At 70.9% G+C, this 17,656-nt stretch carries 7 protein-coding genes; all 7 read right to left on the reverse strand.

What is annotated here, in order from left to right; genetic code table 11:
- On the reverse strand, positions 1–9,986 hold a 9,986-nt coding region (locus tag AB0N81_RS27435; protein ID WP_365362794.1), incomplete at its 3' end, for an SDR family NAD(P)-dependent oxidoreductase.
- A gap of 38 nt (positions 9,987–10,024) precedes the next feature.
- The gene (locus AB0N81_RS27440; protein WP_365362796.1) at positions 10,025–10,300 is read right to left on the reverse strand and encodes a phosphopantetheine-binding protein; all 276 of its coding nucleotides are present in this window, start codon (positions 10,298–10,300) and stop codon (positions 10,025–10,027) included.
- 17 nt (positions 10,301–10,317) lie between these two features.
- Positions 10,318–11,346: a methyltransferase gene (locus tag AB0N81_RS27445; RefSeq protein WP_365362798.1), complete on the reverse strand. Its 1,029-nt coding sequence runs from the start codon at positions 11,344–11,346 to the stop codon at positions 10,318–10,320.
- A gap of 86 nt (positions 11,347–11,432) precedes the next feature.
- On the reverse strand, positions 11,433–13,361 hold the full coding sequence (locus AB0N81_RS27450) for an amino acid adenylation domain-containing protein (RefSeq protein WP_365362800.1): 1,929 nt from the start codon (positions 13,359–13,361) through the stop codon (positions 11,433–11,435).
- Positions 13,358–14,188, reverse strand: a complete 831-nt coding sequence (locus AB0N81_RS27455; protein ID WP_365362802.1) for an alpha/beta fold hydrolase — start codon at positions 14,186–14,188, stop codon at positions 13,358–13,360. The genes AB0N81_RS27450 and AB0N81_RS27455 overlap by 4 nt, the downstream gene beginning before the upstream one ends.
- On the reverse strand, positions 14,185–15,699 hold the full coding sequence (locus tag AB0N81_RS27460) for an amidase (RefSeq protein WP_365362803.1): 1,515 nt from the start codon (positions 15,697–15,699) through the stop codon (positions 14,185–14,187). The genes AB0N81_RS27455 and AB0N81_RS27460 overlap by 4 nt, the downstream gene beginning before the upstream one ends.
- Position 15,700: 1 nt before the next feature.
- Positions 15,701–17,641, reverse strand: coding sequence for a condensation domain-containing protein (locus AB0N81_RS27465; RefSeq protein WP_365362805.1), 1,941 nt, complete (start codon positions 17,639–17,641; stop codon positions 15,701–15,703).
- Positions 17,642–17,656 lie beyond the last annotated feature (15 nt).

Consider the following 17,656-nt stretch of genomic DNA (forward strand, 5'->3'; position numbering starts at 1 on the left):
GTGCCGAACACATCAGCACCCAGATGACGCGCCACATGCACCGCCGCCATCCCCACACCACCGGACGCGGCATGCACCAGCACCGACTCACCCGCGCTCAGACCCGCCAGATCCACCAACGCGTAGTACGCCGTCAAATACGCCACCGGAGCCGCCGCCGCCTCAGCAAACGACCAACCCCTCGGAACCGGCGCGATGTGCCGTCGGTCCACGACGGCCCGGGGGCCGAACGCCCCGGAGAACAAGCCCATGACCCGGTCGCCGGGTACGAGGCCCTCCACGTCGGGGCCGGTCTCGATGACCACACCGGCCGCCTCAAGACCCAACAGCCCCGCATCGCCCGGATACATACCGAGCACATTCAGCACATCACGGAAGTTCATACCGGCCGCACGGATCGCCACCCGCACCTCACCCGGCCCCAACTCCGCCGACGCCTGCGGAAACTCCGCCACCCGGAAACTGTCCAACGTCCCCGTCGCGGCGAAATCGACACGCCACGGCGTTTTGTCGGCGTCGACACCCGACGTCTCGGGAACGTGCAGGACCGCGTCGGTGGCCCGCGCGAGCCGGGCCGCGAACGCCCGTCCGGCTCGGATCGCCAACTGCGGCTCCTGGTCACCGTGTTGGACGACCACAGCGCGAGCCGACTCCTCGACCTCAGGGGAGTCCACCGGCCCGTCGGTGTCCACCAGCACGATCCGACCCGGATGCTCGGCCTGCGCAGAACGCACCAGACCACGCACAGCAGCAGCCGCCACGTCCGGCACCCCATCACCCGCGACAGCAGCCACCGCACCACAGGTCACGACCACCAGCCGCGCACCATCCCCGTGCCCGGCCGCCAGCCACTCCTGCACAACCTCCAACGCACGCCCAGCAACGGCGCCCACGCAGACTGCCTCACCATCGACGTCACCGTCACCGTCACCGGAGAAGGACACCACCGTCAGATCAGCGCCCCGCTCCTCCGAGCCCTGCCCTTCCGGCACCTCGCTCCCCGAAGCAGCCAACTCCCGCCACTCCACCCGGAACAACGAATCAAAACCACGACCGGCAGCCGCCGAAGCCAACTGCCCCTCCGACACCGCCCGCAACACCAACGACCCCACCGACGCCACCGCAAGACCGGCCCTGTCAGCCACCTGAAGCCGCACCCCACCGGCACCCTCGGACCCTGATATCCGTACGCGCAGCTCGGCGGCTCCGTGCGCGTACACCGTGACGTCCGACCAAGCGAACGGCAGCAGCGCGCGCCCGTCGTCACCGACGAACTCACCGAGCCCGATGCCGTGCAGGGCGGCGTCCAAGAGGGCCGGGTGCAGCCCGAACCCGTCGGACTCCACTCCATCGGGCAGGACGACCTCGGCGTAGACGTCCTCGCCCGCGCGCCAGGCCGCTTTCAGCCCCTGGAAGACAGGCCCGTACTCCAAACCGGACGCCGCGAGATCCCCATACAGCGAGTCCACCGCGACCGGCTCCGCACCGGCCGGCGGCCACACCGCCAGATCGAAGTCCGCCTCCGGAACCCCGGCCACCAGCACACCCTCGGCATGCCGGACCCACGGCACGTCCGCCGCGTCATCCGGACGCGAGTGCACAGTGACAGCCCGCCGCGCGTTCTCATCGGCCTCACCGACCTGGACCCGCAACACCACCGCACCACGCTCATCCACGACCAGCGGAGCATGCAGCGTCAGATCCTCGACCGTGCCACAACCGACCTCATCACCGGCCCGCACCACCATCTCCACGACCGCCGCACCCGGCACCACAACCACGCCACCCACCGCGTGATCCGCAAGCCACCCATGCGACGCCAGCGACAGACGCCCAGTGAACAACGCGCCATCGGTGTCGGGCATCGCCACAGCCGCCCCGAGCAACGGGTGCCCGGCGTTGACCAGCCCGGCTGCCTGGACATCACCGGCGCCGAGGGCCTTCTTGGGCCAGTAGTGCTCGTGCTGGAAGGCGTACGTCGGCAGGTCCACCGGCGTGGCACCCGTACCGTCGAAGAAGGCCCGCCAGTCGACGGCCACGCCGTGCGCGTACAGCCGGGTCACCGCCTCGACGACGGCCTGAGCCTCGGCCCGGTCCCGGCGCAGGGCCGGCACCAGCACGACGTCCGTGTCCGTGTCCGTGTCCGTGTCGGTGAGGGTCTCAGCGGCCATCGCGGTCAGCACCGCCTCCGGACCCACCTCCAGGAAGGCGCTCACACCCTGCCCGGCGAGGGTGCTCACGGCGTCGGCGAACCGGACGGTGCCGCGCACGTGACGCACCCAGTACTCGGGGTCCGACAGTTCCTCGTACGAGAGCGCCTGACCCGTCAGCGTCGACACCAACGCCATCTGCGGCCGCCCATACGTCAGCCCCGCAGCGACCTCACCGAACTCGGCCAGCATCGGCTCCATCAGCGAGGAGTGGAAGGCGTGGCTGACCGACAGCCGCTTCACCTTGCGGCCCGACTCAGCGAAGTGCGCAGCGACTTCGTTTACGGCCGCCTCAGTGCCGGAGATCACCAGGGAGGCGGGCCCGTTCACGGCAGCGATGTCGACCCCGTCGACCAGGGCGGCGCGCACCTCGTCCTCACCGGCCTGCACCGCACACATCGCCCCGCCAGAAGGCAGGCCCTGCATCAGCCGGCCCCGAGCGCAGACCAGCCGTGCCGCATCCTCCAACGACCACACACCAGCGACATACGCGGCCGCCAGCTCACCTATGGAATGCCCGGCCAGCACATCAGCGCGCACACCCCACGACTCGACCAACCGGAACAACGCCACCTCGAACGCGAACAACGCAGGCTGCGTGAACGCGGTCTCATCCAAGACCGCAGCCTCAGAACCGAAGACGACCTCAGCAAGCGGCCCATCCAAGTGCACGTCGAGCGCGGCACACACCTCGTCCCACACAGCAGCAAACACCGGGAAAGCGCCATACAACTCACGCCCCATCCCCAACCGCTGACTGCCCTGACCCGTCAGCAGCACAGCCAGTCGGCCACCGGCCGCCACACCCCGCAACGGCGCGTCACCATCCACAACCGCCTGAAGGCCAGCGAGGAACGACTCCCTGTCCCCGGCCACCACACCGGCCCGATGAGCGAACGCAGACCGAGCCGTCAGGAGCGTCAGCCCCACTCCGGACAGGTCACGCTCGGGCTCCGCCAGCACGAACTCGCGCAGCCGCACAGCCTGACTCCGTACGGCCTCCGCGGTCTTCCCGGACAGCACCCACGGCACCACCGGCAACTCACGGTCGGCAGAGGCAGCTTCACCGTCCAGCGCGGGAGCTTCCTCGACGATCACGTGGGCGTTGGTGCCGCTGATACCGAACGACGAGACACCAGCCCGCCTCACCCGCTCCCCCGCACGCCACTCCCGCGCCTCCGTCAGCAGCCGCACCTCACCCGCAGCCCAATCCACCTGCGAACTCGGCGCATCCACATGCAATGTCGCCGGAAGAACCTCGTGCTGCATCGCCAGAACCATCTTCATGATCCCCGCGACACCAGCAGCGGCCTGCGTATGACCCAGATTCGACTTCACCGAACCCAGCCACAACGGCTCATCGGCGGTCCTCGCCTGTCCGTACGTCGCCAGGAGCGCCTGCACCTCAATGGGGTCACCCAGGCGCGTCCCGGTCCCATGTCCTTCGACCACGTCCACGTCACCGGCGGACACGCCACCCGCCGCCAACGCCTTTTCGATCAGACGCTGTTGCGAGGGTCCGTTGGGCGCTGTGAGGCCATTGCTCGCGCCGTCCTGATTGACGGCCGAGGCCCGCACCACGGCCAGCACGCGGTGGCCGTTCTTCCGCGCGTCGGAGAGCTTCTCCAGGACGAGTACGCCGACGCCCTCGCCCCAGCCAGTGCCGTCCGCGCCCTCCGCGTACGCCTTGCACCGGCCATCCGCCGCGAGGCCCCGCTGACGGCTGAACTCGATGAACGTCTCCGGAGTCGACATCACCGTCACGCCACCCGCAAGGGCCAGCGAACACTCACCACTCCGCAGCGCCTGCGCAGCCAAGTGCACCGACACCAGCGATGACGAACACGCCGTGTCCACCGACACAGCAGGACCCTCAAGACCCAACGTGTACGACACACGGCCCGACGCGAGACTGCCGCCCACGCCCATGAAGCCCTCGGTGTCCCGCTGCGCGGAACGAGCGAGCACCTCGCTGTAGTCGTGGTACATGATCCCGGGGAAGACACCGGTCGAACTGCCACGCAGCGAACCCGGCTCGATGCCGGCCCGCTCAAGGGCCTCCCACGACGTCTCCAGGAGGATCCGGTGCTGCGGGTCCATGGCCAGCGCCTCGCGCGGGCTGATCCCGAAGAACTCCGCGTCGAAGTCCGCGGCACGGTCCAGGAAGCCGCCGTGCCTGGCATAGGTCTTGCCCGGGGCGTCCGGATCGGGATCGTAGATGCCCTCCACGTCCCAGTCCCGGTCGGCCGGGAACGCGCTGACCGCGTCCTTGCCCGTGGAGAGCAGCTTCCACAGGTCCTCCGGCGAGGAGACCCCGCCCGGGAAGCGGCACGCCATCCCGACGATCGCGACCGGCTCGTCGACCGCGCCCTTCGATGCCGCCGACGTCGTGGAGGCCGCCGCGGTGTCCGTGCCGGCGGCCGTCTCGCCGAGCAGCTCCTCGTGGAGGAGGAGGGCGAGGGCGGTGGCGTTCGGGTAGTCGAAGACGAGCGTGGCGGGCAGGCGCAGGCCGGTGACCGCCGCCAGACGGTTGCGGAACTCGACGCCCGTCAGCGAGTCGAAGCCGAGATCCTTGAACGGCAGGCCCGGGTCGATGGAATGCCCGGCCGCGTGGCCGAGGACCGTGGCCGCGGCCTCGCGGACGAGGTCGAGGAGGTGTTCGTGCCGGGCGACGGCCCCGAGGCTCGCCAGCCGCGCGGCGAGACCCTGTTCGCCTTCGCCGTGGCCGTGCCCGGCGGTGGTACGCGCCGTGCGCCGGGCGGCCCCTCGGACCAGAGCCCGCAGCAGCGGCTCGGGGCCGGTGCCGGACCGCCGCGCCTTGACCGCGTCGAAACGCATCGGCACCAGCACTGCCTCGCCCGAGCCGGCGTCGTCGTCCGAACCGGCATCGTCGCCCGAACCGGCATCACCGCCCGAAGCCGATCGGCTCAGGCCCACCGCCGCGTCGAACAGTGCCAGGCCATCCTCCGCCGAGAGCGCGCCATGCCCGCTGTCTTCCATACGGGACAGCTCGGCCGCGCCGACAGCACCGCCCATGCCACCGGACTCCAGGGTCCACAGGCCCCAGCCCAGGGAGAGGCCGGGCAGCCCAGCGGCCCGGCGCCGGGTCGCGAGGGCGTCCAAGTAGGCATTGGCAGCCGCATAGTTGGCCTGGCCCGCACTGCCCAGCGTCGCCGCAGCGGATGAGAACAGCACGAACAGAGACAGTTCCGCGCCCCGCTCCCGCGTCAGCTCGTCCAAGTGCCGGGCCGCCTCCGCCTTCGGAGCCAGCACGGCGTGCAGCCGCTCCGGGGTGAGCTTCTCCAGCAGACCGTCGTCCAGGACACCCGCCGCGTGCACCACACCCGTCAACGGGTACTCAGCCGGAACGGCCTCCAGGACGTCGGCCAACGCCTGCCGGTCAGAGACATCACAGGCCGCCCAGGACACGCGCGCGCCCAACTGGTCCAGCTCAGCCGCGAGTTCGTCGGCTCCTGGTGCCGCGTCGCCCCGACGGGAGACGAGGAGCAGGTGACGTACGCCGTAGTCGGACACAAGGTGCTTGGCGAAGAGGCCACCCAGCGCACCTGAGGCCCCGGTCACCAGGACGGTGCCCTCCGCGAGGCGGAGGGGGGCGGCAGAGCGCTCGGCACCGAGCGGCGCACGCACCAGCCGCGGCGCGTACACGCGGCCTTCGCGCACGGCCAACTCCGGCTCGGCGTAGCCGTACTGGGCCACCAGCGACAAGAACTCGGCCCGTCGCCCGGTGCCAGCACCGGCACCACCCTCATCGACCTCACCGTCGGCATTGACATCGACATCGACATCGACCAGGACGATGCGTCCCGGGTGCTCCGACTGCGCGGAGCGGACGAGGCCGTGCACTGCGGCAGCGGACGCATCGGGCACCTTGTCACCCGCGGCGGCGGCGACCGCACCGGAGGTGACGACCGCGAGCCGCGCACCATCCGCATGCTCGGCCGCCAGCCACTCCTGCACGGCCTCCAACGCACGTTCGGCCACCGCGCCCGGCCCCCGCCCGACACCGGAGAAGGACATGACCGACAGATCAGCGCCCTTGCCATCCGGCACCGCGTTCCCGGAAGCGGGCAGCTCCTGCCACTCCACCCGGAACAAGGAATCACGCCCACGCCCGGCCGTCGACGCACCATCCATGTGCTCCGCCGACACGGCCCGCAGTGCGAGCGAGCCGATCGTGGCCACGGGGGCGCCCGCACTGTCGGCAAGCCGCAGCACCCACCCGGAGGTCCCCGGCGTGATCCGCACCCGCAACGCACCCGCCTGAGCCGCGTGCAAGGTGACATCGCTCCAGGAGAAGGGCAGTTCGGCTTCCTCACCCGCCTGCGGGCTCAGCCCGATGCCGTGCAGGGCGGCGTCGAGGAGCGCCGGGTGCAGCCCGAACCCGTCGGTCGCGGTGCCCTCCGGCAGGACGACCTCGGCGTAGACGTCCTCGCCCGCGCGCCAGGCCACTTTCAGGCCCTGGAAGACAGGCCCGTACTCCAAACCGGACGCCGCGAGATCCCCATACAGCGAGCCCACCGCGACCGGCTCCGCACCGGCCGGCGGCCACACCCCCAGATCGAAGTCCGCCTCCGGAACCCCGGCCACCAGCACACCCTCGGCATGCCGGGTCCACGGCACATCCGCCGCGTCATCCGGACGCGAGTGCACAGTGACAGCCCGCCGTGCGCTCTCATCGGCCTCACCGACCTGGACCCGCAGCACCACCGCACCACGCTCATCCAGAACCAGCGGGGCATGCAGCGTCAGATCCTCGACAGTGCCACAACCGACCTCGTCGCCGGCCCGCACCACCATCTCCACGACCGCCGCACCCGGCACCACGACCGTGCCACCGACCGCGTGATCCGCAAGCCACGCATGCGACGCCAGCGACAGACGCCCGGTGAGCAGCGCACCGTCGAAGTCCGGCAGCTCGACTGCCGCGCCCAGCAACGGGTGCTCTGCGTCCACGAGGCCGACCACCGACACGTCGCCCGCATAGGACTCACCGGCGTCCAGCCAGTAGCGCTGCCGCTGGAAGGCATACGTCGGGAGGTCCACTGGCGTGGCACCCGTACCGTCGAAGAAGGCCCGCCAGTCGACGGCCACGCCGTGCGCGTACAGCCGGGTCACCGCCTCGACAACGGCCTGAGCCTCGGTCCGGCCCCGACGCAAAGCCGGAACCAGCACGGCGTCGCTGTCGGTGAGGGTCTCAGCGGCCATCGCGGTCAGTACCGCGTCCGGTCCCACCTCCAGGAAGGTGCTCACACCCTGCCCGGCGAGCGTGTTCACCGCGTCGGCGAACCGGACGGTGCCGCGCACGTGACGCACCCAGTACTCGGGGTCCGACAGTTCCTCATACGAGAGGGCCTGACCCGTCAGCGTCGACACCAACGCCAAATGCGGCCGCTCATACGTCAGCCCCGCCGCAACCTCACCGAACTCGGCCAGCATCGACTCCACCAACGCCGAGTGGAAGGCATGGCTGACCGAAAGACGCTTCACCTTCCGGCCCAACCCAGCGAAATACGCGGCGACGTCGTCCACAGCAGCCTCGCCACCGGAAACCACCACGGAGGCAGGCCCGTTCACCGCGGCGATGTCGGCCCCGTCAACCAGAGCCGCCCGCACCTCATCCTCACCGGCCTGCACCGCACACATCGCTCCACCGGCCGGAAGGTCCTGCATCAGCCGGCCCCGAGCGCACACCAGCCGAGCCGCATCCTCCAACGACCACACACCAGCCACATACGCGGCCGCCAACTCACCTATGGAATGACCCGCCAAAACATCAGCACGCACACCCCACGACTCAACGAGCCGGAACAACGCCACTTCGAAAGCGAACAGCGCGGGCTGCGTGAACCCAGTCGCGTCCAAGACCGCAGCATCAGCACCGAAGACGACCTCAGCAAGCGGCCGATCCAAGTGCACGTCGAGCGCGGCACACACCTCGTCCCAAGCAGCGGCGAACACCGGGAAGGCGCCATACAGCTCACGGCCCATCCCCAACCGCTGACTGCCCTGGCCCGTCAGCAGAAGGCCAACCCGGCCACCACCGACGGCCGTCCCCTGCAACGACGCCCCGCCATTAACAACCGCCCGCAGCCCGTCCAGCAGCGCCTCCCGGCCGCCGGCCACCACACCGGCCCGATGCGCGAACGCAGACCGAGCCGTCGCCAGCGTGAAACCGCCCGCCACGAGATCCATGCCGGGGCGCTCCTCGACGTACGAGAGCAACCGTGCCGCCTGATCCCGAACCGCTTCCGCCGTCTTCCCCGACAGCACCCACGGAACAGCCCCCAACTCCCGTAGGACGGACGCATCGTCACCCGACGCGAGCGCCGGAGCCTCCTCGACGATCACATGCGCATTGGTGCCACTGATACCGAACGACGACACACCAGCCCGCCGCACCCGCTCCCCCGCACGCCCGGCCCGCCCGGCAGGCCACTCCCGCGCCTCCGTCAGCAGCCGCACCTCACCCGCAGCCCAGTCCACCTGCGAACTCGGCGCATCCACATGCAACGTCGCCGGAAGAACCTCGTGCTGCATCGCCAGCACCATCTTCATGATCCCCGCGACACCAGCAGCAGCCTGCGTATGACCAAGGTTCGACTTCACCGAACCCAGCCACAACGGCTCACCCTCCGCCCGACCCTGCCCATACGTCGCCAGCAACGCCTGCGCCTCGATCGGGTCCCCGAGCCGCGTGCCGGTCCCGTGCCCCTCGACCACATCCACATCACCGGCAGACACACCCGCCGCCGCCAGCGCCTGACGAATCACCCGCTGCTGCGAAGGACCATTCGGCGCCGTCAACTGGCTGCTCGCACCGTCCTGATTGACCGCCGAACCCCGCACCACCGCCAGCACCCGATGCCCGTTGCGCCGCGCATCCGACAACTTCTCCAGGACCAGGACACCCACACCCTCGCCCCAACCCGTACCGTCCGCACCCTCCGCATACGCCTTGCACCGGCCATCCGCCGCAAGACCCCGCTGACGACTGAACTCGATGAAGGTGTCGGGCGTCGACATCACGGTCACGCCGCCCGCCAGGGCCAGCGAGCACTCTCCGCCCCGCAGCGCCTGCGCCGCCAGATGCACCGTCACCAGCGAGGACGAGCACGCCGTGTCCACCGAAACCGCGGGGCCCTCAAGACCCAGCGTGTACGACACACGGCCCGAAACGACGCTCGCCGCGCTGCCGTTGCCGAGGAAGCCGCTGACATCGTCGGGGACGTCGTGCAGGCGTGAGCCGTAGTCGTGGTACATGACGCCCGCGAACACGCCGGTCCGGGTGCCACGCAGGGCACCCGGGTCGATCCCGGCCCGCTCCAGAGCCTCCCACGACGTCTCCAGGAGCAGCCGCTGCTGCGGGTCCGTCGCCAGCGCCTCGCGCGGGCTGATCCCGAAGAAGTCCGCGTCGAACTCGGCAGCGCCGTCGAGGAATCCGCCCTCGTTCGAGTACGTCCTGCCCGCCCGGCCCATGGCCTCCGGGTCCGGGTCGTAGATGCCCTCCACATCCCAGCCACGGTCGTCCGGGAACTCCGCCACCGCGTCGCTGCCCGTGGAGAGCAGCTTCCACAGGTCCTCCGGCGAGGAGACTCCGCCCGGGTACCGGCACGCCATTCCGACGATGGCGATCGGTTCCCGCTGCTTGTCCTCCTCGTCGCGCAGCCGCCGACGAGTGTCCTGCAGCTCTGCGGTGGCCCGCTTGAGGTAGTCGAGGAGCTTCTGTTCGTTCGACTCGTACGGCTGGTTCGACACGTGGTTCACCTATCGGGATGTGAAAGAGAGAAGAGAGATCAGCGCGCTTCGGCGGTGCGCTTCAGTTCGGAGATGGTGCGCCACAGCGAATCCGCAGTGGCGAAGGTCTCCATGTCGAGTGCGGAATCGGTGAACTTGACGTCATAGCTGTTCTCGACGGAGAACAGCAGGTCCACCGTGCCCAGCGAATCCAGCCCCGCGTCACGCAGGTTCAGGTCGGCGGTGATCGGCGTCTCTTCGGGAAGGAAAGGAAGCCAGGCGCGGAGAATGTATTCGAATTGCGCGTCCCACATGATGTTCTCGTTCCTGTACATCGCAGTGTCTGTTTCCGTCAGTCCCGGGCCAGGCGGCATTCGATGACGCTGTGTTCTGTGCCCAGGTTCTTGATGGAGCGGATCTCGAGTCCCGCGCTCGCCACCTGGCTTCGCAGGTCTTCCTCCGAGCGGATGCGGGTGCCTTCCTCGCACACGACCATCTGGAAGAGCGCCCGGATCGACGACACGTTGTCGTGGCCGAGGAGCGGTTCGATGATGAAGAGCGTGGGCTCGACACCGACCCCTTCGTGTTCCTCGACGGTGCCCACCATCGCGCGGCGGATCGTCTTCAGAATGCGGATGCTGCTTTCGGGGCTCCAGTTGTGCAGCACGTTCTTCAGGAAGTACGCGTCGCCGCCGCTCGGCACCTTCTCGAAGAAGTCGACCGGGGTGAAGGAGAGCCGCCGGGAGAGGTCGTCGTCGCCCTCCTCGGCAAGGGACTTGGCGCCGCGTTCTGCGACGTCGGCGCGCTCGGCGACCACGCCTTCCATCGTGGGGTGGGCTGCCAGAATCGTCTTCAGCAGATGGCCGCTGCCGCCGCCGACGTCGATGGACTTGTTGACCCACGAGAAATCGAAGTCGCGCGCGATCTCGGCGGCGGCGGGGCGGGCGATGTCGACCATCGCCTTGTCGTAGACCTCGCCGGCGTCGCTGTCCTTGTCCATGTAGGCGTAGATGGAACTGCCGTATTCCGAGCGGGAAGCGGGCTTGCCGGTCTGCACCGTCGTCAGCAGGTCACGCCATACGTCGTAGTACATCTCGCCGCCGAGCACGCACCAGTGGCGCATCGACTGCGGATGGTCGTCGCGCAGCTGCTGCGAGATCTCGGTGTGCTGGAAGGTGCCGTCCTCGTTCTCGTGGAACACGCCCACGACGCCGAGCACGCGCAGCAGATAGCGGATGCCGTCCGGATCGGCGTCGCAGAGCTCGGCGATCTCCTCCGGCGTCTTCGGGCCGTCAACGAGGCGTGAGGCGATGTCGAGGCGGGCGGCGACGCTGAGCGACCGGGATATCCATCCCATTCCTGCCAACTGCAAGAGCTGCATGTGTTCTTGTCTCCTCAGAAGTTCGCGAGTTCGGGTTTCGGGAGTTCGGGTTTCGGACGTTCGGGAATTGAGGGGTGTGCCGGTTCTCAGTGGACGGCCTCCGCGAGGCGTCGCACCGTCCGGTGGTCGAGTACGTCCCGGAGGCTGAAGCGGACGCCGCCGCGGCGGGCCTTGCTCGCGATCTGGGCGGCGCCGAGGCTCGTGCCGCCGAGCGCGAAGAAGTCGTCGTCGAGGCCGACCCGCTCGGCGCCGGAGAATTCGGCGAACAGGCCGCACAGCAGCGTCTGCACCTCGGTGGCGGGCGCGCGGAACGCGGTGAGCGCGGCGAAGCGGGGGGCGGGGAGTTCCCTCGTCTCCAGCTTGCCGTTGGCGTTCAACGGGAGTTCGTCCAGCGTGACGAAGGCACTGGGGACCATGTAGTCGGGCAGGTGCCCGGCGGCGTACGCGCGCAGCCCGCTCCCGTCGTACGGGGGCGCGCCCGTCCCCGGCCGAGGGCTTCGGGGGACGACGTACGCCACCAGGTGCGCGCCGTGCGTGCCCTCGCGGAACACGGTGACCGCCACCCGGGCCACGTCCTCGTGGCGCAGCAGCACGGACTCGATCTCGCCCAGTTCGATGCGGTAGCCGCGGATCTTGACCTGGGCGTCGAAACGGCCGAGGTATTCGAGGTCGCCTTCGGCGTTCTGGCGTACGCGGTCGCCGGTGCGGTACATGCGGGTGCCGGGCGGGCCGTACGGGTCGGTGACGAAACGGTCGGCGGTCAGGTCGGGGCGGTGCAGGTAGCCGCGGGCCAGCTGGTCGCCCGCGATGTACAGCTCGCCCGTCTCGCCCGGCGCGACCGGAGTCAGCTTCTCGTCCAGTACGTAGAGCGTGGTCGCGGTCGTCGGGCGGCCGATGGGGACCGCCCCGGGCGGCAGCGTGTCGCCGGGGCGGACGATGTGCACGCAGCAGCCGACGGCGGCCTCGGTCGGCCCGTACTCGTTGACGACGGTGACGTGCGGGTGGTTCTCACGGAACGCCTCCACGACCTCCGGCAGGAGCAGCTCGCCGCCGACCACCAGTTCCCGGCTCGGTGCCGCCTCGGGCGGCAGCGTGGCCAGGAGTGCCAGGTGGGAGGGGGTGACCTTGAGGAAGGTCGGCCGGACGCCGGGGTCATCGAGGGGGTTGATGACGAGCGTGCCGCCCGTCGTCAGGGGTGCGTACAGGGTCGTCACCGTCATGTCGAAGGCGACGGACGAGTGCAGCAGCGCCGTGCCGGACACGCTCGGGTAGGCGGTGCGCGCGTAGGCGAGGTAGGCGGCGAGCGCGTGGTGCGTGACGACGACGCCCTTGGGCGTGCCCGTCGAGCCGGAGGTGTAGATGACGTACGCGGCGTGGTCGGGGCGCAGAGGGGCTTCGCGGTCGGCGTCGGAGGGGTTCGCCCCGGAGGCGTCCGCCAGCTCGCGCGCCGTCCCGGGGGCGTCCACGACGAGCACCGGAACCGTGTCGTCCTCTTCGTCGACGCCCGAGTCGGCGTCATCGATGACCGAGTCGGCGTCATCGATGACCGAGTCGGCGTCGGCCGCCGTCGTCAGGAGCAGCGCGGGCCGCGCGTCCCGCTTCATGAACTGGAGCCGCTGGGAGTGGAGTTCGACGTCGAAGGGGACGTACGCCGCACCGGCCTTCAGCACCGCGAGGAAGGCCACCACCAGCTCCGCCGAACGCCGCATGGCGACGGCGACGAGGTCGTGGGGGCCGATGCCCGCGCCGATGAGGTGGTGGGCGAGGCGGTTGGCCCGGGCGTTGAGCTCGGCGTACGTGACGCGGGTCGCATCAGCCGCACCGGCACCGGCGCCCCCGCCGGCCAGCACCGCCACCACGTCCGGGGTGAGCCGCGCCTGCTCCTCGAACCGGCCGGGCAGCAGATCTCCCGCCAGGACCTGGGGCCGGGGCTGGGTTCGGGGCTGGGGCTGGGGCTGTTGCGGCTGCTGCCGGGGCTGCGGCCCCTGGCGCTCCTCGGCGGCCACGTTCGTCATCGCAGCCCACCCGGTACCGGCACCCGCATGCCCTCGCGGATCGCGTCGCACACTTCCTTGTCCCGGCCCGGGTCGGCGAGGTAGAAGTGCCCGCCACCGGCGAAGACCCGCAGATCGCAGCCGCTCGTCGTGTGCTCGCTCCAGGCGGCGGCCTCGGCCACCGTGGTCGTCGGGTCGTCGTCGCCGACGAGGACGGTCAGAGGGCAGTCGACGCGGGCGCCGGGCTCGGGGCGGTAGGTCTCGATGGCGCGGTAGTCGTTGCGGATGGCGGGCAGCGCCATCCGCATGATCTCCTCGTTGCCAAGGACCCGCGGGTCCGTGCCGCTGAGCCGCCTGACCTGCGCGATCAGCTCGTCGTCGGTCTTGGTGTGGACGGATTCGACGCGCGGCCGCGACGGGGCCCGGCGCGCCGAGACGAACAGCCGCCGCGGCCCCCGGGAGTCCGCGGCCAGGCGGCGCGCGACCTCGAAGGCGAGTACGGCGCCAAGGCTGTGACCGAAGAACGTCAGCGGTTCACCGGGTTCACCGGATGCGCCGGGTTCACCGGGTCCGCCGGGTCCGCCGGCGAACGGGCGCAGCGCGGCCGCGATGTGGTCGGCGAGGGCCGGGACGCTGTCGACGAAGGGTTCGGCGCGGCGGTCCTGGCGGCCCGGGTACTGGACGACGAGAGCGTCGATGCCGGGCGCGAGGGCCTGGGCCAGCGGGAAGTAGAAGCTGGCGGAGCCGCCCGCGTGCGGGAAGCAGACCAGGCGCGGCGCACCGTCCTGCGAGGTGCGGTAGCGGCGTATCCAGGGGTTGTCGGTGAGGTCGTTCACATGCGCGTTCATGGCGTGTTTCCCACGGGGGTCTCGGCGAGGAAGGCGAAGAGCATGGACATGAGCTCCCACTGGCCGGTGAGCTCCTGGATCTCGTCGGGGGCGATCGACCGGCCCAGGCCGAGGCCGTCGAGCAGCACGGTGACCTGCTGCAGCGTCTCGGCCGAGCCACCGCCGCTCCGGGGCACGACGACGGCCGCCGGCTCGGGCGCGGGCGTTGGCACGGGCGTCGGCACGGGCCCGTCCGCTTCCCGCTCCCGCGGCCTGGGCGGACCGTTCAGGTGCCAGGCGGTGTGCTGTTGGTAGACGTCCGCGAGGGAGGCCAGCGCGAAGTCGGTGTCCGGGAGTCCGGCCAGCTGGAGCGAGAGCGGCAGGCCGTCGGCGCCCGGCCCCATCGGCAGGGCGATCGCCGGGAAGCCGACCGCGCTCCACAGCGCGGGCAGCCAGGAGACCGTCTGCAGCGCCTGCGCGTCGTCGAGGCGGGGAGCCGTCCCCGGCCAGGTCGGCGTGGCGACGGCGTCGAGTCCCTGGAAACGGTCGGTCAGCGCGTCCCGTGCCCAGGCCCGCACCCGCTCGGCGAGCACGCGGGTCTCGTCCGGGATCAGCCCGCCGAGCACGATGGTGCGCCGGAACGGCCGCCCGTACTCGGCCCAGCGCTCCCGCAGACCGTCCGCGTGCAGTGCGTAGCCCTCGGTCAGGAGCGTCACCAACTGAGCTGCGTAGAGCGGGTAGACCTCCGGCAGTTCTACGTCGACGATGTCCGCGCCGAGCTCCCGCAGCTGTCCGAGGGCCCGCTCGAACGCCTCCTCGCAGTCCTCCGAGCACCCGGCGGACTCCTTCAGGGCCCGCCGCGGTACGCCGACCCGCGCCCCTGCGAGCCGGTCCTTCCAGCGGCCCCCGCCGTCGGGGTGGTCCAGTTCGCCGGTACGTCCCGTCATGACCGCGAGCGCCTCGGCGCAGGCCCGCGCGGTGCGGGCCAGCGGGCCCACCACGTCGAGGGAGGGGCTGAGCGGGAGGCAGCCGTCCAGCGGCACCGCGGCGTGCGTCGGCTTGAGGCCGGTGACCCCGCACAGTGCGGCGGGGATGCGGATGGAGCCGTTGGTGTCGGTGCCGATGCCCAGGCCGAACGCGCCCGCGGCGACGCCCGCCGCGCTGCCGCCGCTCGATCCGCCCGTCCAGCGGTCCATGTCCCAGGGATTGCGGGGCACCGGGAAGCCGAGCGCCGGGTCCGGGCGGCCGAGCGCGTGCTCGGACATGAGCGTGTGGCCGAGTATCCGTGCCCCGGCGGCGCGCAGCCGCTCGACGACGACGGCGTCGCGCCCGGCCCACCACTGCGGGTCGTGGACGTGGCTCTGGCCGGTGGCGACGGCTTCGCGGGCGGCGACGGCCGCCTTGAGGCCGACGGTGGTCCCGGCGAGCGCCGCCGTGTCCACGCCCGCCTCCACTGCTGCCTCCACCTCCGCGCCTACGCCTACGCCCGCGGGGAATTCATTGAGGAAGACGTTCACTTCGGAGACGTTCACTTCAGCGCGCCTCCCCCGACAGGAAGTGGGCGAGCCGACGTGGGGTCGGGTGCGCGAAGAGGTCGGCCAGCCTGGCCTTCCGCTCGGCCCCGATGTCCTTCTTGACGCGCTTGAGGAGCTGGAGCGCGAGCAGCGAGTTGCCGCCGCTCGCGAAGAACCCGGAGTCGGCCGTCACCTCCTCGCCCTTGAGGAACTCGCGCCAGAGCGGCAGGAGTCGGGCCGTGAGAGCTTCGACGTCACCGCCCGCGGCCGCCTTCTGGGCCACCGCCTCCTGGACACCGGCGGCCTTCTCCTGCCGCCCCTCCTCCCGCCCCGCCACGCGGCCGAGCAGCTCGATGCGGCCGTCCGGCAGCCAGCGCACCAGGTCGCCCGTCCGGACGGTCCTGCCCTCGGCCGTGTGCTCCAGGCACAGCTCGCCCCGGACCAGGACCGGCAGCTCGGCGCCGTCGGGCGCGGCGACGAAGGCCCGTACGCCCGCGCCGAACTCGTGCCGGTCGCCGGCGCCGACCGCCGCCCGGTCCGCCGCGCACCACACCGAGAGCTCGCCGACGGGCCGGTCCAGGTGCTCGCCGAGCTCGACGAGCAGCGCGTCGTAGCGGGCGAGCAGCAGGTCGACCTCGGTGGCGGAGAAGGCCTGGGTGCGGAAGACCGCACGGATCTCCTCCGCCAGGAAGAAGAACTCCAGGTCGAACTTGCTGTAGCCGTTCTCGACGCGGCGCAGCCCGGCCGGGTGACCGCCGAAGGCGAACTCGGCGGACATGCCGCCGGGCACGTAGTTGAACAGGTGGTTGGTGAGCGAGTTCCGCCAGGTGCTCGCTGGCTCGCGGACCTCGTCGAGGACGGACTCGGCAGGGACGCCGGAGTTCCCGAGCCCTTCGAGGAAGACGCCACGGGCACGGTTGACGAGCCGCTTGAACGGCTTGGCCGCGTCCACGTGCACCCGCAGCGGCAGCACGTTCACGTGGTAGCCGATCGCGCCCTCGCGGCCCGCGGGCCGCACGCTCACCGGCGAGCCCGCGACTATGTCCGCTCCCGCGCCGTGCCGGGACAGGAGCAGGCAGTACGCCGCGAGCAGGATGACGGCTTCCGGCGCGCGCAGCTCCTTCTCCAGACGGCGTACGACGGCGCGCGCGTCGGCGGAGAGCCGGTGCCAGGACGTGCCGCCCGCCAGGTCGGGTTCGGGCGAGGGCGGGCTGCCGATCCACAAGCTGTCCGGTGCGTGGAATCCGCGCAGTTGATCGCGCCAGAACCGCACGCTCTCGGCGGAGGGCTCGGGCTCCACGGCCGGCGGCACGGGCGTCGTGTCGTACCGGTCCGGGGCCTCGTACGCGCCGATCAGCTCGGCGAGCAGGCTCGGCGTCGACATGGCGTCGAAGATCAGGTGGTGCAGCGCGACGCAGACGATGTCGCGGTCCGCGCCGTCGATCCGGAACACCGCGCCGCGGACGAGCAGGCCGCCGTCGAGCGCGAAGGGCACACCGACGAACTCCTCGACCGCCCGCTGCGCGTCCGCCTCTCCGACCGTCGCCTCGACCACGTCGACGACGGTGTGGGCCGGGTCGAGGACGCTGCTGGTGAGGTCCGTGTCGGAGCTGTGGAAGACGGTGCGGAGGATCTCGTGCCTGCGGACGACGAGGCGTATCGCGTGGGCGAGCGCCTCCCGGTCGACGGGGCCTTCCACGTCGAGGGTCAGCGAGAGGTTGTTGACGCCCGACCCGGGCACGAGACCCTCGAGCAGCCACAGGTCGGTCTCCTTGCGCGTCCCCGGTCTGCGCGTGGCGGGCGGCACGGCGTCCGCCGTGGACGTCAGTGCCTGTCCTGCGCTCACGTCCGCGCTCACGTCCGCGTCCGCGTTCGCGTTCGCGCCCATGTCCGCGTCCACGTTCGGGACCACGTCCGCGTTCGCGTTCGCGTCGGCGACGGTTCCGGCTGTTCCGGACATTCCTGCGCTCCTCAT

Origin of the sequence: Streptomyces sp. NPDC093510 (genome assembly GCF_040683555.1) — a bacterium.
Taxonomy (GTDB): domain Bacteria; phylum Actinomycetota; class Actinomycetes; order Streptomycetales; family Streptomycetaceae; genus Streptomyces.

Coding starts and splice junctions, on each gene's coding strand:
- AB0N81_RS27465 (WP_365362805.1), bottom strand. CDS start 17,641: ATGTCCGGAACAGCCGGAACCGTCGCCGACGCGAACGCGAACGCGGAC.
- AB0N81_RS27445 (WP_365362798.1), bottom strand. CDS start 11,346: ATGCAGCTCTTGCAGTTGGCAGGAATGGGATGGATATCCCGGTCGCTC.
- AB0N81_RS27450 (WP_365362800.1), bottom strand. CDS start 13,361: ATGACGAACGTGGCCGCCGAGGAGCGCCAGGGGCCGCAGCCCCGGCAG.
- AB0N81_RS27455 (WP_365362802.1), bottom strand. CDS start 14,188: ATGAACGCGCATGTGAACGACCTCACCGACAACCCCTGGATACGCCGC.
- AB0N81_RS27440 (WP_365362796.1), bottom strand. CDS start 10,300: ATGTACAGGAACGAGAACATCATGTGGGACGCGCAATTCGAATACATT.